Genomic DNA, 19,585 nt, shown 5'->3' with positions numbered 1-19,585 from the left:
CTCGCCGCACTGTCGGAGAGGGACCGCGGACCGGCCGCGTCACCGGTGTGCCGGCTCCGGCGCGGCCGGGACGGCGACGGCCTCCTCGCGCACGCCGAACCGCTCGTGCGCCCGGCGCAGCGGCCCCGGCGCCCACCAGGCACGCCGCCCGAGCAGCGCCATGGTCGCCGGAACCAGCAGCATCCGTACGACCGTCGCGTCGACCAGCACCGCCAGGGTGAGGCCGAGACCGATCTGCAGGATGGGGGAGAACCCGCCCGTCATGAAGGCGCCGAACACCACCGCGAGCAGCAGCGCCGCGCAGGTCACCACGCGCCCCGAGCGACGCAGCCCGGACACCACGGCCTCCCGGTCGTCCTCGCCCCGCTCCCGGGCCTCGCGCATCCGGGCCAGGATGAACAGCTCGTAGTCCATGGCGAGTCCGAAGGCGATCCCGATGATCAGCGGTGGCGCCGTCAGGCTCAGCGCGCCCAGCCCCTCGGCGCCGATCAGCCCGGCCAGATGCCCGTCCTGGAACACCCACACGACGACGCCGAGCGCGGCGGCCAGGCTGAGCAGCGTGGTCGCGACGGTGCGCAGCGGCAGCAGCACCGATCCGGTGAAGGCGAACAACAGCGCGAAGATCCCGGCCAGCACGGTCAGCGCCGCCCAGGGCGCCCGGTCGGCGAGCATCTGCCGGAAGTCGGCCAACTGGGCGGCGGTGCCGGTGACCTGGACGGGGGCGTCGCCGCGGATGTCCCGTACGCGCTCGACCAGCTCGGTGGCCGCCGCGCCGTCGGCCGGTCCGCCCGGCGGCAGTTCGAGCACCGTCGTGCCGCCGGGCAGGTCACGGCGCTCGGCGCCCGGCACGAGCGCGCCGATCCGGCCGGCGGTCGCCGCGTCGGTGCCGGGCCGCAGCACCACGGTGACCGGCTCGACCCCGGTACCCGGCGGGAAGTGCGTGTCGACGGCGTCGTGCAGCTGCCGCGCCTCGGTGCTCCGGGGGAGCTGCCGCGCGTCCCCGATGCCGATGCGCATGCCGGTGAGGGGCAGCGCCAGCACCAGCAGGGCCGGGACGGCGACGGCCAGGACGGCCACGCGCCGACGGGCGGCGAAACGGGCGAGGCGGGCGAACAGCCGGCCCTCCTCCCCGTCCGGCCGTGTCCTCGCCGGGGCGATCCTCCCGCCGAACCGCGCCAGCAGCGCGGGCAGCAGCGTCAGCGCGGCCAGCATGTCGACGACGACCACCGCCGCCACCGCGAGCCCCATGCTGCGCAGGAACGTGCTGGGGAAGACCAGCAGTCCGGCCAGGCTCACGGCCACGGTCAGCCCGGAGAACAGCACGGTGCGCCCGGCCGCCGCGACGGTGCGGTGCACGGCCTCGGTCACGTCCGCCGTGTGCCGCCGCTCCTCCCGGAAGCGGACCAGCATCAGCAGGGCGTAGTCCACGGCGAGGCCGAGCCCCAGCATCGTCGTGACCTGGATCGCGTACACGGAGATGTCGGTGACCTGGCTGAAGCCGAACAGGGCCAGGAAGGCACCCGCGATGCCGGCGAGCGCGACCAGCAGCGGCAGCCCGGCCGCGCGCAGCCCGCCGAACACGACGAGCAGCAGTACCAGGACGACCGGCAGGGAGATCAACTCCGCGTTCTTGACGTCCTCCTGGGCGCGTTCGCCGAGCTGCTCGCCGAGCAGGGGGCCGCCGCTGACATGGACGCCGGACGCGTCGATCCCGTGCAGCCGCGCGGCCGCCGCGTCCACCGCCTCCTCCTCGGCGGCGTCGTCCAGACCGCCCTCGAAGGTGACGGGGACGATCAGCGCCCTGCCGTCCTCGGCCACCAGGCCGGGGGTGGTGTACGGGTCGGGCACCGCGGCGACGCCCGCGACGTCCCTCAGGCCGGCGACGGCCCGCCGCACCTCGGCACGCACGTCGGGATCCGACACGGCGGCGGACTCGACCACGCCGGTGATCGAGTCGCCCGCCGGGTCCAGGCCGTCCAGGTACTCGGCGGCGAGCTGCGACTCGGTGCCCGGGACGTCGGGCACGTCGTCGGAGAGCTTCCCGAAGACGCCCGTCCCGAGGCCGAAGCCGAGCAGCAGGAACAGGCCCCACAGGAGCATCACGGTCAGGGGGCGGCGGGTCGCCGCCCGGGCGAGTGTGGACAGCACGGTCCCTCCCGGCGATTCGTCTTCCGACATCGCCACCAGCCTCGGGTCCGCCGGGGGTCCGCCGGATCGCCGGAGGGAGCGGTTCGCGGGCTCGCCCGTACGGGGGAGAACGGTGCCGGACTCGCCCGTCAGGGGGAGCCGGGGGCCACCAGACCCGTCTCGTACGCGCAGATCACCGCCTGCACCCGATCCCTGAGGCCGAGCTTGCTCAGCACGTTGCTGACATGGGTCTTGACGGTGTGCTCACTCACGAACATCGTCGTGGCGATCTCGGAGTTGGACAGTCCGCGGGCCAGCAGCCGCAGCGTCTCCACCTCGCGCGCGGTCAGCGCGTCCAGCCGCTGCGGGGCGACCTCCGCGGCGGCCTCCGCACGCCGGCGCCGCACGATGTCCGCGACCAGCCGGCGCGTCACCGCCGGTGCGAGCAGCGAGTCGCCGGCCGCCACCACCCGCACCGCGTGCACCAGGTCGTCCCGGCGGACGTCCTTGAGCAGGAAGCCGCTCGCCCCCGCGTACAGCGCCTCGTACACGTACTCGTCCAGGTCGAACGTGGTCAGCATGACGACCTTGCAGCCGGACCGCGCACACACCAGCCGTGCCGCCTCCAGGCCGTCCATGACCGGCATGCGGATGTCCAGCAGCAGCACGTCGGGCGCGTGCCGTTCGACCGCCGCGACCGCCTCCGCGCCGTCCCCGGCCTCGGCGACCACCTCGATGTCGGCCTGCGCTTCGAGGATCATGCTGAACCCGCTGCGGACCAGCTCCTGGTCGTCGGCGACGACCACCCGGATGCTCACCCGAGCGCCGCCCGCCGCCCGGCGGCGACGGGCAGGCGTACGACGACGCCGAAGCCGCCGTCCGGCCCGGCACCGGTGACCGCTTCGCCCCCGCAGGCCGCGGCCCGCTCCCTGATGCCGATCAGCCCGTGGCCGCCGCCGACCGGACCCGACGGGCCCCGGCCGTCGTCCGTCACCGCCAAGGTCACTTCGTTCTCCCCCCAGTCGAGCGCGACCGTCGCGGAGGAAGCGTACGCGTGTCTCACCGTGTTGGTGAGGGCCTCCTGCGCGATGCGGTAGGCGGCGACCTCGGTGTCCGGCGGCAGCGGGCGCGGATCGCCGGTCACGCGCAACTGCACGCGCAGGCCGGTCGATTCGCCGACCCGCCGGACCAGACCGGACAGCGCGTCCAGGCCCGGCTGCGGCAGCCGCTGCGGCGCGGACCCCTGCTCCTGCTGAAGCACTCCGAGGATGCGCCGCAGTTGCGTCATCGCGTCCCGCCCGGCGGTCGCGATCGTGTCGAACGCGGCCTCCGCGCGCGCCGGATCACTGCGTACCACCACCGGGCCGGCCTCGGCCTGCACCACCATCAGGCTCACCGCGTGCGCCAGGATGTCGTGCATGTCGCGGGCAATCCGGGCCCGTTCCTGTGCCGCGGCCCGCGCCGTGCCGGCGGCGCGCTCGCGCTCCAGCCGCAGGGCCCGGTCCTCCAGTTCGGCGGTGTAGGCCCGCTGGGTGCGCGCGAGCAGGCCGAGGGCGTAGGCGCACACGATGCTCAGGAGCTGGAAGGCGTACTCGAAGGGCTCGGCGTCCTCCCGGTGCCGGATGGTGACGGCGACCCCGATCAGCCAGCCCGCGAGCATCATCCGCCGCTGCCAGGGCCGGCCGAGGGCCGCCAGGGTGTAGAGGACGACGAACCCGCCGTACATCAGGTCCGGCGGCGGCGCGTGGTGGATCGCCTGGGCGGGGGTGGCCACCGACACGGCGCACGCCGTCACGAAGGGCGCCCTGCGCCGCCAGACCAGCGGCACGGCCGTCGCGGCCCCGAGCAGCCAGCCCGGCCAGGTCAGCGGATCGTCCCCCTCGTCCGGGAACAGCCACTGCAGGGAGACGGCGAACAGCACCAGCGCGGCGACGGCCGCGTCGACGGCGTGCGCGTTCGTGGTGCGCAGCCGGGCGGTGAGCGACGCGAGCGGGGAGGGGGCGGGCATGGCGGCTCCTCGGGGCAAGGGCCGTTCCAGTATCACGAGGCCGGCGGGCCCCGTCCTCACCGGTGAGAGGGATATCCGGCACCGGCTCCCGCGCCGGTGCCGGGGCGCCATCCCAGGGCCCGTGAGATCCCGCGCGCCGCCAGCCGGACCGCCGGGACCAGCACGGGCACCGCCGCGTCGGCATGCGGGACGACGACCGAGACGGCGGCGGTCACCGTCCCGTCCGGCCCGCGCACCGGAGCGGCCACCGACAGCGCGTCGTCGGTGACCTGGCGGTCGCTCACCGCCGCGCCGGTGCGCCGCACCTCGGCCAGCACGCGGCGCAGCCGCACCGGATCGGTGATCGTGTGCGGGGTGAAGGAGGCGAGCGGCCCCGCTCGGTACGCCTCCTGGAACTCCGGTTCGCCATGGGCGAGCAGCGCGAGTCCCACCCCCGTGGCGTGCAGCGGCCAGCGCGCCCCCACGCGGATGTGCACGCCGACCGCCGAACGGCCCGACAGCCACTCGACGTAGACGACCTCACCGCCGTCGCGGACCGCCAACTGCACGTTCTCGTGCGTGGCCTCGTACAGGTCCTCCAGGTACGGCAGGGCGAGCTGCCGCAGCGCGAGGCCGCGCGGGGCGAGCGCGGCGACCTCCCACAGGCGCAGGCCGACGTGGTAGAGGCCGGCGTCGTCCCGTTCCAGCGCGCCCCACGCGGTCAGCGCGCCGACGAGGCGGTGCGCGGTGGTGAGGCTCAGGCCGGCGCGGCGGCTGATGTCCGTCAGGCACAGGGCCGGGTGTTCGTGGTCGAACGCGGCGAGGACGGACAGCAGACGGTCGGGCGCGGAGCGGGTGGGCACGGCTGGCGTCCTTCCGGTGGCCGGGCGGGGTCGTCGGGCAGGGTACGGGGGCGGGGCGGGTGCGGGGGAGAGCGTCGGCCAGGCGCACTGCCATGCCGCCGCAGCTTCGGGCGGTCGTGCCGTCCCCAGTGCCTGAACGGCGAGGGAGGTGCCCCCAGATGAGGCACGGGTGGGTGCTGGGGGTACCCCCTCCAGGGGGCACCCCGGCAGCGCCGGGCCACGCGGCCCGCCCCCGCGCCGGGCACCCCACAACGCCCTGGCCCGCGGCACGGCGCCGGCATGCCATGATCGGCCCGAGAGGGTAGGGCCGTGAGGAAAGGGTGCCGGCGTGAGGCTGACGATTCTGGGCGGCGGCGGATTCCGCGTGCCGCTCGTGTACGGGGCGCTCCTCGCGGACCGCGCCGAGGGACGCGTGACCCACGTCGTGCTGCACGACCTGGACGCCGACCGGCTCTCGGCGGTGACCCGGGTGCTGGCCGAGCAGGCCGCCGGGGTCCCGGACGCCCCCGAGGTGACCGCCACGACCGACCTGGACGAGGCGCTGCGCGGCGCCGACTTCGTGTTCTCCGCGATCCGCGTCGGCGGCCTCCAGGGCCGCGCGGACGACGAACGGGTCGCCCTCGCCGAGGACGTCCTCGGCCAGGAGACGGTCGGCGCGGGCGGCATCGCCTACGGGCTGCGCACCGTCCCCGTCGCCGTCGACATCGCCCGCCGCGTGGCCCGGCTGGCGCCCGACGCCTGGGTCATCAACTTCACCAACCCGGCCGGCCTGGTCACCGAGGCCATGTCCCGGCACCTCGGCGACCGCGTCATCGGCATCTGCGACTCCCCCGTCGGCCTCGGCCGCCGCATCGCCCGCGTGCTCGGCGCCGACCCGAAGGAGGCCTGGATCGACTACGTCGGCCTGAACCACCTCGGCTGGGTCCGCGGCCTGCGCGTCGCCGGCCGCGACCGACTTCCGCGCCTGCTCGCCGACCCCGAGCTGCTCGGCTCCTTCGAGGAGGGCCGGCTCTTCGGCGCCGAGTGGCTCCGTTCGCTGGGCGCGATCCCCAACGAGTACCTGCACTACTACTACTTCAACCGGGAGGCCGTGCGCGCCTACCAGGAGGCGGAACGGACCCGCGGCGCGTTCCTGCGCGACCAGCAGGCCCGCTTCTACGAGGAGATGCGCCGCCCCGGCACCCCCGCCCTCGCCGCCTGGGACCGCACCCGCGCCGAACGCGAGGCCACCTACATGGCAGAGAACCGGGAAACGGCCGGCGCCGGGGAGCGCGAGGCCGACGACCTGTCCGGCGGCTACGAGAAGGTGGCCCTGGCACTGATGCGGGCCGTCGCCCGCAACGAACGCACGGTCCTGATCCTCAACGTCCGCAACCGCGGCACCCTGTCGGTCCTCGACTCCGAGGCCGTGATCGAGGTCCCGTGCGTGGTCGACGCGAGCGGCGCGCACCCGGTGGCCGTCGACCCGTTGCCCGGCCACGCCACCGGGCTGGTCTGCGCGGTCAAGGCCGTCGAACGGGAGGTGCTCGAGGCGGCCGCCGCCGGCTCGCGCGCCGCGGCCGTCAAGGCCTTCGCCCTGCACCCGCTCGTCGACTCGGTGAACGTCGCCCGCCGCCTCGTCGACGGGTACACGAGCGTCCACCCCGGACTGGCCTATCTCACCTAGGGGGTGTCGTTCGGATCTTGCCGGGGTCGCGGGGACTGGCACGCGCATCCGACCCCGCTCGCGTCGGCCGCCAGGCACCGTTGCCCGGAGTCGGCCTGATCCGAACGACACCCCCTGGCCCGCGGCCACCGGCAGACCGCCACCCCCGACTGGCATCCCGGGCCCCGGGCCGACACCATGGTCCACGGACACCTCCCCCGACCGCGGGTCACCCGGCACGACCGCGCCGTGTCCGGCCGACGCCGCACAGGAAGGAACCCGCCCGGTGATCGAGGAGCTGATGCCCGACACGGTCGTCACCGTCGAGGCCCACGACCTGGACTACGCCGGGCACTCGCCCCTCCACCCCGAGGAGGAGCCGCTCGTCGCCCGGGCGGTCGACAAACGGCGCCGGGAGTTCACCGTCGTCCGGTCCTGCGCCCGCCGGGCCATGCGGAAGCTCGGCGTGCCGCCGCAGCCCGTCCTGCCCGGGGAGCGCGGTGCACCGCGCTGGCCGCACGGTCTGACGGGCAGCATGACCCACTGCGAGGGCTACTGCGCCGCCGCCCTGGCCCGCGCCACCGACCTGGCGTCCCTCGGCATCGACGCCGAACCCGACGGACCGCTGCTCGACGGTGTCCTGCCCGCCGTCTCCCTGCCGGGCGAGGTGGAGCGGCTGCGCCGGCTGGCCGGGGAACGTCCCGGCATCCACTGGGAGCGGCTGCTGTTCAGCGCCAAGGAGTCCGTCTACAAGGCGTGGTTCCCCCTGACCGGGCAGTGGCTCGACTTCACGGAGGCCGACATCGAGATCTCCGTGGACCCCGTCGACGGCCGCCGCGGCGGGCTGCACGCCACGCTCCTGGTTCCGGGGCCGTGGGTGGGCGGCCGTCGGCTGTCCCGCTTCGAGGGCCGATGGACGGCCCGCCACGGCCTGGTCGCCACGACGATCACGGTCCCGCACACCTGACCCCACGCCCCCTCGGTCCCGGCGTGGGCCCCCGAGTCACGGGTTCGGCGGGCACCAGCTCCCCAGCAGCCGGAAGAAGGCGTCCTCGTTCCCCGCCAGGCCCGCGGCCTCGAGCGCCTGCTCCGCCTCGGCGAGCACGGAGGGCGGGACGACGGGCGGCCCGGCCGCCGTGTCGAAGCCGGCCCGGACGGTGTGCAGGAGGCGCAGATAGGCCTGAACGGCGGTGCGCTCGCGGTCGGTCAGCACGGCGGTGGTCATCGGTCGGCTCTCCCCACAACGACGTCGGCGGTCACGCGCCCCCGCACCGCGGTGGCACTCCCACCAGCTTGCCGCCCACCACTGACAATCCCCCCGAGCCGCGCCCCGCACCCCCGCGGGTGCGCGGCCACCCGGGCCACTACTCGGGCCGCTTGACGCTCTCCAGGAGCATGTCCAGCCACTCGGCGACCTTGTCGCGGTGCTGGTCGGTGGGCAGTTGGGCGGCGCGCCAGGCGATTCCCCGCACGCCGTGGTCCTGCAACAGCCGCTCCAGCGGATCGTCGGCGGCGCCCGCGGCCGCCCGCTCGCGGTCGGCGAGCTGCTGCAGCAACTCCTGCTCGGTGTGCTGCAGGGCACCCGCGAGCGCCTCGGGGTCCTCCGCGGTGAGAAAACCGGCGTGCACACGGAAGAAGCGCTGGATGGCGTCGCAGTGTTCCATCGTGGGCCGCCGGTCGCCGTTGATGAGGGCGCCCGCCTGCTGCCGGGACATGCCGGCGCCGTCGGCGATCTCCTGCTGGGTGTACTTGCGGCCGTTGGGCTTGAGGCGGGTGCGGCGCAGCAGGTCCAGCCGCTGCACGAACCGTGACTGCACATCGGGCTCGCCCGCGGGCCGGCCGCTCAACAGGGCCCCCACCACGGGTTCGGGGACGCCGGAGGCGACGGAGAGAGCGCCGACGTCGAAGACCTCCGCGTGTGCCACGCCGAGCCGGTCCGCGAGTGCGGTGACGCGGGCGACCACCGACGGCAGCGCGGCCGTCGGCTTGGCACCCGGACCCTCGAAGCCACCGGTCACCGACAGATCTCCTACGTCTCTCACAGCCCTCACAGGCTTCTCACAAGCGGTAGCCGTGAACTTCCCGGAGAGTAGCCTGCCGCTCGAACTCACATCCAGGTCTCGCCACAACTGTGGCCTATTTCAGCCGTCAACAGGCACGAAATGCCACGATAGTTGACACGCCTTGCGTCGGGGCACCAGGATCGGGACGCCGCGAGAAGGCCGCATAGGCAAGAGGGGTGACCTCCCGATGGCATTTCAGGCAGGAGGGCAGCGGCCGGCACCGCGGCCCGTCCCCGCGACCCCCGACGCCCAGGCGTATCTCCAGGACTACGGCACCCTCCTGGAGGCCGTCCCCTTTCCCTCCCTCGTCGTCGACCACCGCTGGGACGTGGTCCTCACCAACGGTGCCTTCCGGACACTCTTCCGGGGTGCGGGACCGCACCCGACGGCCATGCCGGCCGACAACTTCCTCAGGTTCGTCCTCTTCCACCCGGACGCGTCCGCGGTGCTCGCGGACCACGAGGCGAGCTGGTGCCTGCCCATGCTGGCGCAGTTCGCCGCCGCCATGGAGAAGTACGGACACGACGCCGCGCTGCAGGCCGTCCGACGGGACATCGCCCAGGACCCGATCATGGAGGCCGCCTACCGGCAGGGCCTGCCGCACTGGGTCCGCGCCGTCGGCGTGGAGGCCGTCGAGCACGACGGCGCCGTACGGCCGCTGCACCACCCCGACCCGCGCTGGGGCGCCACAGAGTGCCGCGTCGTCGTCGAGACGCCCAGGTCGCTGGAGGAACTCGGCTACACCCGGCTGACGTTGGTCCTGCGCGAGACGCGCCGCACCCCGCAGCGGCCCCGCCGGGCCCGGCGCCCCGCCACCCACCTGAGGGTCGTCTCCGCGACGGACTGAGCGCGTCCGCGCAGGGCCGGGCGCGCGTCCCCGAGAAGACCGTTGCGGCACCGTTCCCGCGCTCTGTGATGTGTGACATAGTACTGACGTGATCGAGTCGCCGACCTGCGATGTCGTAGTGGTCGGGGCCGGCATGGTGGGCGCCGCCTGTGCTTGGTACGCCGCCCGCGCCGGGCTCGACGTGACGGTGGTGGACCGCGGCCCGGTGGCCGGCGGCACCACGGGAGCGGGGGAGGGCAACCTCCTCGTCTCCGACAAGGAACCCGGCCCGGAGCTGGAACTGGCCCTGCTCTCCGGCCGCTTGTGGAGCGGACTGGCCGAGGACCTGGGCCCGGCGGTCGAGTACGAACCCAAGGGCGGTGTCGTCGTCGCCGCCACCACCGGGGCGCTGACCGGCCTGGAGGCCTTCGCCGCGGGCCAGCGGGCGGCCGGCGTGGAGGCGGTGAGCGTCCCCGCGGACCGGCTGCACGACCTCGAGCCCCACCTCGCCCCCGGCCTCGCGGGCGCCGTGCACTATCCGCAGGACGCCCAGGTCATGCCCGCCCTGGCCGCGGCCCACCTGCTGCGGGCGTCGGGCGCCCGGCTGCTCACCGGTCGCACGGTGACCGGCGTCCTGCGCGGCCCGGACGGTGCCGTGCGCGGGGTGCGCACCGACCGGGGCGACCTGCACGCCCCGGCGGTCGTCAACGCGGCCGGCACCTGGGGCGGCGAGGTGGCGGCCCTGGCCGGGGTACGGCTGCCGGTCCTGCCCAGGCGGGGCTACGTCCTGGTCACCGAACCGCTGCCGCGCCGGGTGCGGCACAAGGTGTACGCCGCGGACTATGTCGCGGACGTCGCCAGCGACTCGGCGGACCTGCAGACCTCCCCGGTGGTGGAGGGCACCGCCGCGGGCCCCGTCCTCATCGGCGCCAGCCGCGAACGGGTCGGCTTCGACCGGTCGGTGTCCCTCCCGGCGCTGCGGGCACTGGCGGCCGGCGCGACCCGCCTGTTCCCGTTCCTCGCCGAGGTACGGGCCATGCGGGCGTACGCCGGTTTCCGGCCGTATCTGCCCGACCACCTGCCCGCGATCGGCCCCGACCCCAGGGTGCCCGGTCTCCTGCACGCCTGCGGGCACGAGGGCGCGGGCATCGGCCTGTCCACCGGCACCGGGCACCTCGTCACCCAGGCCCTGTGCGGCGAGCGGCCCGCCCTCGACCTCACCCCCTTCCGCCCCGACCGCTTCGCCGAGGAGGCCGCGTGAACCTTCGCCGAGAAGGGCGCCCGAAAGCGCTCCGCCTGGTCCGCGCCCGGCCCCGACCCGCCGGCACGGTCACCTTCGACGGCCGGGAGATCGAGGCGCTGCCCGGCCGGACGGTCGCCGCGGTGCTCTGGGCGGCCGGCATCACCTCCTGGCGCGCCACCCGGGGCACCGGCCGCCCCCGCGGGGTGTTCTGCGGCATCGGCGTGTGCTTCGACTGCCTGGTCACGGTCAACGGCCGTCCCAACCAGCGGGCCTGCCTGGTGCCCGCCCGGCCGGGCGACGTGATCCGCACCCAGGAGGGGACCGGGCATGCGGACTGAACTCGCGGTGATCGGCGCGGGACCCGCCGGGCTCGCGGCGGCACTGGCGGCGGCCGCCAGAGGTGTGCGTGTCACGGTGGTGGACGGGGCGGCTGAGCCGGGCGGGCAGTTCTACCGGCAGCCCGCCCCCGCACTGGGCGCCCGGCGCCCCCGGTCCCTCCACCACGGGTGGCGCACCTGGGAGCGGCTGCGGGACGGGCTCGCCGCGAGTGACGTCCACGTCCTGACGGAACACCAGGTGTGGTTCGTCGAGCAGCACTCCGGCGTCTTCACCGTGCACACGCTGCGCGGGCCCGGCGAGGACGAGCCGGTCGCCGTGCACGCCGACGCCGTACTGCTCGCCACCGGCGGATACGAGTACGTCCTGCCCTTCCCCGGCTGGACCCTGCCCGGCGTCCTCACGGCCGGCGGCACCCAGGCCATGCTCAAGGGCGGCCTGGTGGTGCCGGGCCGGACCGCCGTCGTCGCCGGCACCGGACCGCTGCTGCTGCCCGTGGCGACCGGGCTCGCGGCGGCCGGCGTGCGGGTGGCGGCGCTCGTCGAGTCGGCCGGCCCCGCGCACCTCGCCCGCCACGCCCGCGCCCTGGCCGGCAAGCTTCCCGAGGGCGCCGGGTACGCGGGCCGCCTGCTGCGCCACCGCGTCCGCACCCTCACCCGGCACACCGTGGTCCGCGCGCACGGCGACGACCGGCTGACCGGCGTCACCGTCGTCGCCCTCGACGCCGACGGTCACTCCAGGACCGGCACCGAGCGGCACCTCCCCTGCGACACCCTGGCCGTCGGCCACGGCATGCTCCCGCACACCGACCTCGCCGACGGCCTCGGCTGCCGCATCGACGGCACGACGGTGGCCGTCGACACCGAGCAGCGCACCAGCGTGCCGGGGGTGTGGGCGGCCGGGGAGGCCACCGGCATCGGCGGCGTGGGTCTCGCGCTCGCCGAGGGTCACATCGCCGGACGCTCGATCGCCGCCCGGCTGCGGGGCACCGCACCCGACCCGGCGGGATGGGCGCCGGCCGCCGGGACGCGCGAGGCACTGCGGACGTCCGCCGCCGCCCTCGCCGCCGCCTTCGCCCCGCCGGCGCACTGGACCGACCGGGTCACCGACGACACCGTCGTCTGCCGCTGCGAGGAGGTCACGGCCGGTGCCGTCCGCGAGGCCGTCGGCGGACTCGGCGCGGGCGACGTCCGCACCGTGAAACTGCTGACCCGGGCCGGGATGGGCTGGTGCCAGGGGAGGATGTGCGCCCCCGCCGTGGCCGGCCTCACCGGATGCGGACCCGTCCCGTCCCGGCGGCCGTTCGCCCGCCCCGTACCCCTCCGCGTCCTCGCCCAACCCCAGCCTCCCGGAGGAAGGACACTCATGACCGACCACCGTCCCTGGCGCGGCGTCCTCGTCGCCACCGCGCTCCCGCTGACCGACGACCTCCGCGTGGACTACGACGCCTACGCCGAGCACTGCTCCTGGCTGGTGGCGAACGGCTGCGACGGCGTCGTCCCCAACGGCTCGCTCGGCGAGTACCAGGTGCTCACCCCCGAGGAGCGGGCCCGGGTCGTCGAGACCGCCGTCGCCGCGATCGGCGGGGAACGGGTGATGCCCGGCGTCGCCGCCTACGGGTCCGCCGAGGCCCGCCGCTGGGCCGAGCAGGCGCGGGAGGCCGGCTGCGGCGCGGTCATGCTCCTGCCGCCCAACGCCTACCGCGCCGACGAGCGTTCCGTCCTCGCCCACTACGCCGAGGTCGCGCAGGCCGGCCTGCCCGTCGTCGCCTACAACAACCCCATCGACACCAAGGTCGACCTGGTGCCCGAGCTGCTCGCCCGGCTGCACGGCGAGGGACACATCAGGGCCGTCAAGGAGTTCTCCGGCGACGTCCGCCGCGCCTACCGCATCGCCGAACTCGCCCCCGAACTCGACCTGCTGATCGGCGCCGACGACGTCCTGCTGGAACTGGCGATGGCGGGTGCGAAGGGCTGGGTCGCCGGATACCCCAACGCCCTGCCCGCCTCCTGCGCCGAGCTGTACCGCGCCGCGACGGCCGGCGACCTGGCCACCGCACAGCGGCTGTACCGGCAGCTGCACCCGCTGCTGCGCTGGGACTCGCGGGTCGAGTTCGTCCAGGCCATCAAGCTGTCCATGGACCTCGCGGGCCGCCACGGCGGTGTCTGCCGCCCGCCCCGCGTCCCGCTGCTGCCCGAGCAGGAGGCCGCCGTCCGCGCCGCCACCGAGAAGGCCCTCGCGGCCGGACTGGCCTAGGAGGGCGTCATGCGCAGCAGACTCGTCCTGCACGCCGTCGACTCGCACACCGAGGGCATGCCCACCCGCGTGATCACCGGCGGGATCGGCACCCTCCCCGGCGCGACCATGAACGAACGGCGGCTGTACTTCCGCGAACACCGCGACGACGTCAAACGCCTGCTGATGAACGAGCCGCGCGGGCACTCCGCGATGAGCGGCGCGATCCTCCAGCCGCCCACCCGGCCCGACTGCGACTGGGGCGTCGTCTACATCGAGGTCTCCGGCTATCTGCCCATGTGCGGCCACGGCACGATCGGGGTGGCGACCGTCCTCGTGGAGACCGGCATGGTCGAGGTCACCGAACCCGTCACCACCATCCGCCTCGACACCCCCGCCGGGCCCGTCGTCGCCGAGGTGGCCGTCCAGGACGGTGCGGCGAAGGCCGTGACGCTGCGCAACGTGCCGTCCTTCGCCGTCGCCCTCGACCGCGAGGCGACCCTGCCCGACGGCCGGACGGTCACGTACGACCTCGCCTACGGCGGCAACTTCTACGCCATCCTGCCGCTGGAGCGGCTCGGGCTGCCCTTCGACCGCTCCCGCAAGGACGACATCCTCGCCGCCGGTCTGGCGCTCATGGACGCCGTCAACACCGAGGGAGAACCGGTCCACCCGGAGGATCCGTCCATCCACGGCTGCCACCACGTCCAGGTGACCGCGCCCGGTGCCACCGCCCGCCACTCACGGCACGCCATGGTGATCCACCCCGGCTGGTTCGACCGCTCGCCCTGCGGCACCGGCACCAGCGCCCGCATGGCCCAGCTGCACGCCCGCGGCGAACTCCCGCTGGCCACCGAGTTCGTGAACGAGTCCTTCATCGGCACCCGGTTCACCGGCCGGCTGCTCGGCACGACCGAGGTCGCCGGGCATCCGGCCGTCCTGCCCAGCTTCACCGGCCGTGCCTGGATCACCGGCACCGCCCAGTACCTGCTGGACCCGGAGGACCCCTTCCCGGCAGGCTTCGTGCTGTGAACACCGTCAGCACGGGCACCGGCCCGTCCCTGCCCCACCTGGGCGGCCGCAGGCCCAGCCACCGTGAGCGGGTCGCCGACGCGCTGCGGGCCGCGCTGATCGCCGGCGAACTGCGTCCCGGCGAGGTGTACTCGGCGCCCGGCCTGGCCGCCCGCTTCGGTGTCTCCGCCACCCCGGTGCGCGAGGCCCTGCTCGACCTCGCCAAGGAAGGGCTGGTCGACACCGTCCCCAACAAGGGGTTCCGGGTCACCGCCGTCTCCGACCGGCAGCTCGACGAGTACACCCACATCCGCTCGCTCATCGAGATCCCGACCACCGCCGCCCTGGCCGGCACCGCCGACCCGGTCGCCGTCGAGGCGCTGCGCCCGGTCGCCGAGGAGATCGTCACGGCCGCGGTGGCCGGCGACCTCATCGCGTACGTCGAGGCCGACCTGCGCTTCCACCTCGGCCTGCTCGCCCTGGCGGGAAACGCGCACCTGGTGGAGGTCGTCCGGGACCTGCGCCGCCGCTCCCGGCTGTACGGGCTGACGGCGCTGGTGGAGCAGGGCCGCCTGGAAGCGTCGGCCCAGGAGCACCTGGAGATCCTCGACACGCTGCTCGCCCGGGACGAGCGGGCGGTGCGGGACGTGATGGCCCGGCACCTCGGACACGTGCGGGGCCTGTGGGCATGACACCGGTACGCAAGCGGCTTGCGTAACTTGCGCTACGCTTGCGCGCATGACGCGACGACTTGCCGAGGTGGCGAAGAAGGTCGGGGTCAGCGAGGCCACGGTCAGCCGGGTGCTCAACAACAAGCCCGGAGTCTCCGAGGCCACCCGGCAGTCGGTGCTCTCCGCCCTGGACGTGCTCGGCTACGAGCGGCCCACCCAGCTGCGCGGCGAGCGGGCCCGGCTGGTCGGCCTGGTCCTGCCCGAGCTGCAGAACCCGATCTTCCCGGCGTTCGCCGAGGTCATCGGTGGTGCCCTGGCCCAGCTCGGGCTCACCCCGGTGCTGTGCACGCAGACCAAGGGCGGGGTCTCGGAGGCCGACTACGTCGACCTGCTGCTGCAACAGCAGGTCTCCGGCGTGGTGTTCGCCGGCGGGCTGTACGCGCAGGCCGACGCGCCCCACGAGCACTACGAGCGGCTCGCCGAACGCAACATCCCCGTCGTCCTGGTCAACGCCGGCATCGAGCAGCTGGGCTTCCCCGGTGTCTCCTGCGACGACGCGGTGGCGGTGGAGCAGGCCTGGCGGCACCTCGCCTCGCTCGGCCACGAGCGGATCGGCCTGGTGCTCGGCCCCGGCGACCACATGCCCTCGGGCCGCAAGCTGGCCGCCGCCCGGTCCATCGGGGAGGTGCCGGACGAGTTCGTCGCACGCGCCATGTTCTCCATCGAGGGCGGTCACGCGGCGGCCTCCCGCCTCATCGACCGGGGCGTCACCGGCTTCATCTGTGCCAGCGACCCGCTGGCCCTCGGTGTCGTACGGGCCGCCCGGCGCAAGGGCCTCGACGTGCCGTCGCGGATCTCCGTCGTGGGCTACGACGACTCCGCGCTGATGAACTGCACCGAGCCGCCCCTCACCACCGTCCGGCAGCCCATCGAGGCCATGGGGCGCGCCGTGGTGGAGCTGCTGAACGCGCAGATCAACGGCAGTTCCGTCGCCGCCGAAGAGCTGTTGTTCGAGCCCGAACTCGTGGTGCGGGGCTCGACCGCGCAAGCGCCCCGCGCCTGAAAGCCCCCCGGCCCCCTGCCCGTCGGCACCTACCGGTCCTTCGTGACCGGCCGACCGTCACCCGCCCCGCGTTTCGCCGCCTGGATCTGCTCGTACACATGGGTGCGCAGTTCGGCGAAGCGCGGGGCGACCCGCGTGTGCACCTGGTCCCGGGCCGCCGGCAGATCGACCTTCAGCTGCTCCCGCACGACGGTGGGGGAGGCGGACAGCACGATCACCCGCTCGCCCAGGTAGACGGCCTCGTCGATGTCGTGGGTCACGAACAGGATCGTGATGCCCCGCTCCCGCCACAGCCGCCGCACCAGGTCCTCCAGGTCGGCACGGGTCTGCGCGTCCACCGCCGCGAACGGCTCGTCCATCAGCAGCACATCGGGCTCGTACGCCAGCGCCCGCGCGATCGCCACCCGCTGCTGCATGCCCCCGGACAGCTGCCACGGGTACGCCCCGGCCGCGTCCGCCAGCCCCACCGAGGCGAGCGCGTCCGCCACCAGCTCGCGGCGCCTCGCCCGGCCGATGCCCTTCTGCCGCAGAGGGAGTCCGACGTTCTCGCCGACCCGCATCCACGGGAACAGGCTGCGCCCGTACTCCTGGAAGACGAACGCCATCCCCGGCGGCGGGCCCGCCACCTTCCGCCCGGCCAGGAACACCTCGCCGGCCGTCGGCGCGAGCAGCCCGCCCACGCACTTCAGCAGCGTCGTCTTGCCGCATCCCGACGGACCCACCAGGCAGACCAGTTCACCGGACTCCACGGTGAAGGTCAGGTCGCGCACCGCCTCGACGCGCCGCCCCGATCCCTCGTACACCTTCTTCAGGCCGCGTACGTCGAGCATGGACCCCGCCCTTCCAGGAGCTTCACACCGACCGCCGGGAGGCGGCACGCAGGCCGTGGTACCAGCCGAGCACCCGTCGCTCGACCAGCCGGAACAGGACCGACAGCACGAAGCCGAGCACGCCGAGCAGCAGGATGCCGGTCCACATGTCGGGGATCGCGAAGGAGCGCTGGAACTGCACGATCGTGAAGCCGAGCCCGTTGCTGGCGGCGAACATCTCGCTGATCACCATCAGGATGATGCCGATCGACAGGGCCTGGCGCAGACCCGCGAAGATCTGCGGGCTCGCCGAGGGCAGCACCACGTGGGTCAGCCGGGCCGGACCTGTGATGCCGTACGAGCGGGCCGTGTCGGCCATCACGGCGTCGACCGCCCGGACGCCCTCGACGGTGTTGAGCAACACCGGCCACACACAGCCGCTCGCGATCACGACGACCTTCATGGTGTCGCCGATGCCGGCGAACAGCATGATCACCGGCACCAGCACCGGCGGCGGCACGGCCCGCAGGAACTCCAGCACCGGCTCGCACACCGCCCGCACCCGCCGGTGGGAGCCGACGAGCGTGCCGAGCGCGACCCCGGCGAGGGCCGCGAGCGTGTAGCCCGCCGCCAGCCTGAGCACGCTGGGCAGCACGTCACCGCGCCACCGCTCACCGGTCCACACGTCCGGGAAGGCCGTGAGGATCGTGCGCAGCGGCGGCCAGTACACGTCCGTGCTGCCGGCCGACGCCGCCCACCAGACGGCCACCAGCACCACCGGCAGCGCGAGCACGAACACCAGCCGCAGCAGCAGCCGCCTCACACCGCCACCTCCCCGCGCACCGACTGGTGCCAGGCCAGCGCCCGCCGCTCCACCGACCGGGCCCCGACGTTGATCAGCAGCCCGAGCAGACCGGTGACGACGATCAGCGCGTACATCTCGGGCACGGCCTGCGAGGTCTGGGCGACGGCGATCCGCGCGCCCAGCCCCGGTGCCCCGATGACCAGTTCTGCGGTGACGGTGAGGATCAGCGCGACGGCCGCGGCCAGCCGCACCCCGGTCATCACGTACGGCAGCGCCGTCGGCCACAGCACGTGCCGCACGCGGGCCCAGGCGCCCAGCCCGTACGACCGCGCCGTCTCCTCGGCGACCGGGTCGACGTCCCGGACTCCGTACAGCACCTGGATCAGCACCTGCCAGAAGGAGGCGTACACGACCAGCAGCAGCACCGACCGCAGCTCGGTGCCGTACAGCAGCACCGCGAGCGGGATCAGCGCGACCGACGGGATCGGGCGCAGGAACTCGATCGTGGACGCCGTCGCCTCCCGCAGATGCGGCACCACCGACAGGAGCACCCCGGCGACGATCCCCGCGCCGACCGCGATCGCCAGGCCCAGCGCCCAGCCGGTGAGGGTGTCCCCGAACGCCGTCCAGAAGGCGCCGTCGGCGACCTCCGTGCCGAGCGCGCCGGCGATGCGGCTGGTCGGCGGGAAGTACTCCTCCTTCACCAGACCGAGCCGCGGCACCGCCTCGCCCACGGCGAGGAAGGCCACGAGCCCGGCCGCTCCGAGTACGGCGTTCTCCCCCCTCACGGCAGCAGCTCGTCCAGGTCCGGCTTCCGCTTGAACAGGCCGTCCCGCTCGCCGAGTTCCGCCAGCCGCTCGATGGAGGCCCGGTCGGGCTCGGCCGGCCACTTCGGCAGTGTCACCTTCGCCAGCACGTCCGCCGGGATCTTGGTGTACGTGGTGATGATCTCCCGGACCTCGTCCGGGTGGGAGTCGGCGTAGGCCAGGGACTCCGCGGTGGCCTCCTGGAACTTCTTCACGATCTCCGGGTTCTGCCGGGCGTACCGCGTGGAGGTGAAGTACATGGCGACCGTGAGCTTCGGGGCGACGTCGATCATGGGGGAGGCGATCTCCCGGCCGCCCTGGCTCTTGACCGTGGCCAGCGCCGGTTCCACCACCATCGCCGCGTCGATCCGCCCGGCGTCCAGCGCGGCCGGCATCTGGTCGAAGGCCAGCTCCACCAGCTCCACCTTGTCGGGGTCGCCGCCCGCCTCGCGCACCGAGGCCCGCACCGCGGTCTCGTTGATGTTCTTCAGCGTGTTGATGGCGACCTTCTTGCCCTCCAGCTCCTTCGCCGACTTGACCGGGCTGTCCCCCTTCACGGTGAGCGCCTCGAAGTCCTTGCCGCGCACACCGGTCGAGGCGATGCCGTTCGCCACCGCCTTCACCGGCACGTCGTTGGACCGGGCGATCATCAGCGACGTCATGTTGCTGAAGCCGAACTGGAACTGGCCGCTGACCACGCCCGGCACGATCGCCGCGCCGCCCTGCGCGCTGGAGAAGGACAGCTTCAGGCCGCGCTCGCCGAAGAAGCCCTTCTTCTGGCCGAGATACAGGGGCGCGACATCGACGATGGGGATGAGGCCCACCTCGACCGTGGTGGTGCCGCCGGACGACCCGGCGCCGTCCGACCCGCCGGAGTCGGACGAACCGCAGGCCGTCGCGGCGGCCAGGACGGACACGGCCGTGAGGCCGACGAACAGACGACGCATGATTCCCCCTGTGGGACCGGACCAGGTGCTCCGACAGGCTGTGCGCAGACAGCACGAACGTGCTCAGCGTGAACGTAGGGCCGGTGCGGAGTCGTGGTCAATGCCCTTGACAACAAGGGCTGTTGACAGGTTTCCGAACCTCGCCGAC

The 19,585-nt window shown here is 74.2% G+C and carries 19 protein-coding genes and 1 pseudogene; 10 read left to right on the top strand and 10 right to left on the bottom strand.

Annotated features, from left to right (window positions below; all coding sequences use genetic code 11):
• Positions 1-39: 39 nt before the first annotated feature.
• The 4 genes from IEZ05_RS20920 to IEZ05_RS20905 all read right to left on the bottom strand — a co-directional run bounded on the left by IEZ05_RS20920 (position 40) and on the right by IEZ05_RS20905 (position 4,977).
• Positions 40-2,148, bottom strand: a complete 2,109-nt coding sequence (locus IEZ05_RS20920) for an MMPL family transporter (RefSeq protein ID WP_189231703.1) — start codon at positions 2,146-2,148, stop codon at positions 40-42.
• A 128-nt stretch (positions 2,149-2,276) separates the two neighbouring features.
• Positions 2,277-2,945: a response regulator gene (locus IEZ05_RS20915; protein ID WP_189231702.1), complete on the bottom strand. Its 669-nt coding sequence runs from the start codon at positions 2,943-2,945 to the stop codon at positions 2,277-2,279.
• Positions 2,942-4,135 carry a sensor histidine kinase gene (locus IEZ05_RS20910; protein ID WP_189231701.1) on the bottom strand — a complete coding sequence of 398 codons (1,194 nt, stop codon included), beginning with the start codon at positions 4,133-4,135 and terminating at the stop codon, positions 2,942-2,944. Before IEZ05_RS20910 ends, IEZ05_RS20915 begins: the two co-directional genes overlap by 4 nt.
• Positions 4,136-4,191: 56 nt before the next feature.
• Entirely contained in the window at positions 4,192-4,977 is a 786-nt protein-coding gene (locus IEZ05_RS20905; protein WP_189231700.1) for an IclR family transcriptional regulator, read from the bottom strand.
• A 328-nt stretch (positions 4,978-5,305) separates the two neighbouring features.
• Here IEZ05_RS20905 and IEZ05_RS20900 point away from each other — a divergent pair, with 328 nt between their 5' ends.
• Both IEZ05_RS20900 and IEZ05_RS20895 read left to right on the top strand, forming a co-directional pair.
• On the top strand, positions 5,306-6,643 hold the full coding sequence (locus IEZ05_RS20900; RefSeq protein WP_189231699.1) for a 6-phospho-beta-glucosidase: 1,338 nt from the start codon (positions 5,306-5,308) through the stop codon (positions 6,641-6,643).
• A 265-nt stretch (positions 6,644-6,908) separates the two neighbouring features.
• The gene (locus IEZ05_RS20895; RefSeq protein ID WP_189231698.1) at positions 6,909-7,589 is read left to right on the top strand and encodes a 4'-phosphopantetheinyl transferase family protein; all 681 of its coding nucleotides are present in this window, start codon (positions 6,909-6,911) and stop codon (positions 7,587-7,589) included.
• A 36-nt stretch (positions 7,590-7,625) separates the two neighbouring features.
• Here the strand turns inward: IEZ05_RS20895 and IEZ05_RS20890 are convergent, their stop codons facing one another.
• Positions 7,626-7,847 (bottom strand): hypothetical protein, encoded by a 222-nt coding sequence (locus tag IEZ05_RS20890; protein WP_189231697.1) that lies wholly within the window; start codon positions 7,845-7,847, stop codon positions 7,626-7,628.
• Between the two features lie 139 nt (positions 7,848-7,986).
• Complete coding sequence (locus IEZ05_RS20885; RefSeq protein WP_189231696.1) at positions 7,987-8,640, bottom strand: helix-turn-helix domain-containing protein; 654 nt, start codon at positions 8,638-8,640, stop codon at positions 7,987-7,989.
• 232 nt (positions 8,641-8,872) lie between these two features.
• Between IEZ05_RS20885 and IEZ05_RS20880 the strand changes: the two genes are divergently transcribed.
• From IEZ05_RS20880 to IEZ05_RS20845, 8 genes and pseudogenes are all read left to right on the top strand, one after another.
• Complete coding sequence (locus IEZ05_RS20880; protein ID WP_189231695.1) at positions 8,873-9,532, top strand: MmyB family transcriptional regulator; 660 nt, start codon at positions 8,873-8,875, stop codon at positions 9,530-9,532.
• Between the two features lie 88 nt (positions 9,533-9,620).
• Positions 9,621-10,772: an NAD(P)/FAD-dependent oxidoreductase gene (locus tag IEZ05_RS20875; RefSeq protein WP_189231694.1), complete on the top strand. Its 1,152-nt coding sequence runs from the start codon at positions 9,621-9,623 to the stop codon at positions 10,770-10,772.
• The gene (locus tag IEZ05_RS20870; RefSeq protein ID WP_189231693.1) at positions 10,769-11,092 is read left to right on the top strand and encodes a (2Fe-2S)-binding protein; all 324 of its coding nucleotides are present in this window, start codon (positions 10,769-10,771) and stop codon (positions 11,090-11,092) included. The genes IEZ05_RS20875 and IEZ05_RS20870 overlap by 4 nt, the downstream gene beginning before the upstream one ends.
• A pseudogene (locus IEZ05_RS36395) lies at positions 11,082-12,428 on the top strand (FAD/NAD(P)-dependent oxidoreductase); the annotation flags it as partial. The gene IEZ05_RS20870 and the pseudogene IEZ05_RS36395, both read left to right, overlap by 11 nt.
• 27 nt (positions 12,429-12,455) lie before the next feature.
• Positions 12,456-13,346, top strand: a complete 891-nt coding sequence (locus IEZ05_RS20860; RefSeq protein ID WP_189231752.1) for a dihydrodipicolinate synthase family protein — start codon at positions 12,456-12,458, stop codon at positions 13,344-13,346.
• Positions 13,347-13,355: 9 nt separating this feature from the next.
• On the top strand, positions 13,356-14,357 hold the full coding sequence (locus tag IEZ05_RS20855) for a proline racemase family protein (protein WP_189231692.1): 1,002 nt from the start codon (positions 13,356-13,358) through the stop codon (positions 14,355-14,357).
• Positions 14,354-15,028, top strand: a complete 675-nt coding sequence (locus IEZ05_RS20850; protein ID WP_189231691.1) for a GntR family transcriptional regulator — start codon at positions 14,354-14,356, stop codon at positions 15,026-15,028. The genes IEZ05_RS20855 and IEZ05_RS20850 overlap by 4 nt, the downstream gene beginning before the upstream one ends.
• A 46-nt stretch (positions 15,029-15,074) precedes the next feature.
• Complete coding sequence (locus tag IEZ05_RS20845) at positions 15,075-16,070, top strand: LacI family DNA-binding transcriptional regulator (RefSeq protein ID WP_189231690.1); 996 nt, start codon at positions 15,075-15,077, stop codon at positions 16,068-16,070.
• A gap of 29 nt (positions 16,071-16,099) precedes the next feature.
• Here the strand turns inward: IEZ05_RS20845 and IEZ05_RS20840 are convergent, their stop codons facing one another.
• The 4 genes from IEZ05_RS20840 to IEZ05_RS20825 are packed head-to-tail and all read right to left on the bottom strand — an operon-like array spanning position 16,100 to position 19,437.
• Complete coding sequence (locus IEZ05_RS20840) at positions 16,100-16,900, bottom strand: ABC transporter ATP-binding protein (RefSeq protein WP_189231689.1); 801 nt, start codon at positions 16,898-16,900, stop codon at positions 16,100-16,102.
• A 22-nt stretch (positions 16,901-16,922) separates the two neighbouring features.
• Positions 16,923-17,702 (bottom strand): ABC transporter permease, encoded by a 780-nt coding sequence (locus tag IEZ05_RS20835; RefSeq protein ID WP_189231688.1) that lies wholly within the window; start codon positions 17,700-17,702, stop codon positions 16,923-16,925.
• Positions 17,699-18,472, bottom strand: coding sequence for an ABC transporter permease (locus tag IEZ05_RS20830; protein WP_189231687.1), 774 nt, complete (start codon positions 18,470-18,472; stop codon positions 17,699-17,701). Before IEZ05_RS20830 ends, IEZ05_RS20835 begins: the two co-directional genes overlap by 4 nt.
• Positions 18,469-19,437, bottom strand: a complete 969-nt coding sequence (locus IEZ05_RS20825; protein WP_189231686.1) for an ABC transporter substrate-binding protein — start codon at positions 19,435-19,437, stop codon at positions 18,469-18,471. The genes IEZ05_RS20830 and IEZ05_RS20825 overlap by 4 nt, the downstream gene beginning before the upstream one ends.
• Positions 19,438-19,585 lie beyond the last annotated feature (148 nt).

The organism is Streptomyces flaveolus (genome assembly GCF_014648815.1).
Lineage (GTDB): Bacteria > Actinomycetota > Actinomycetes > Streptomycetales > Streptomycetaceae > Streptomyces > Streptomyces flaveolus.
This window is presented reverse-complemented; position numbering and strand designations above follow the sequence as displayed.

Bases quoted from the DNA above. Each gene is read 5' to 3' on its own strand.
- IEZ05_RS20910 (WP_189231701.1), bottom strand. From the start codon at position 4,135: ATGCCCGCCCCCTCCCCGCTCGCGTCGCTCACCGCCCGGCTGCGCACC.
- IEZ05_RS20890 (WP_189231697.1), bottom strand. From the start codon at position 7,847: ATGACCACCGCCGTGCTGACCGACCGCGAGCGCACCGCCGTTCAGGCC.
- IEZ05_RS20880 (WP_189231695.1), top strand. From the start codon at position 8,873: ATGGCATTTCAGGCAGGAGGGCAGCGGCCGGCACCGCGGCCCGTCCCC.
- IEZ05_RS20860 (WP_189231752.1), top strand. From the start codon at position 12,456: ATGACCGACCACCGTCCCTGGCGCGGCGTCCTCGTCGCCACCGCGCTC.
- IEZ05_RS20855 (WP_189231692.1), top strand. From the start codon at position 13,356: ATGCGCAGCAGACTCGTCCTGCACGCCGTCGACTCGCACACCGAGGGC.
- IEZ05_RS20845 (WP_189231690.1), top strand. From the start codon at position 15,075: ATGACGCGACGACTTGCCGAGGTGGCGAAGAAGGTCGGGGTCAGCGAG.
- IEZ05_RS20840 (WP_189231689.1), bottom strand. From the start codon at position 16,900: ATGCTCGACGTACGCGGCCTGAAGAAGGTGTACGAGGGATCGGGGCGG.
- IEZ05_RS20825 (WP_189231686.1), bottom strand. From the start codon at position 19,437: ATGCGTCGTCTGTTCGTCGGCCTCACGGCCGTGTCCGTCCTGGCCGCC.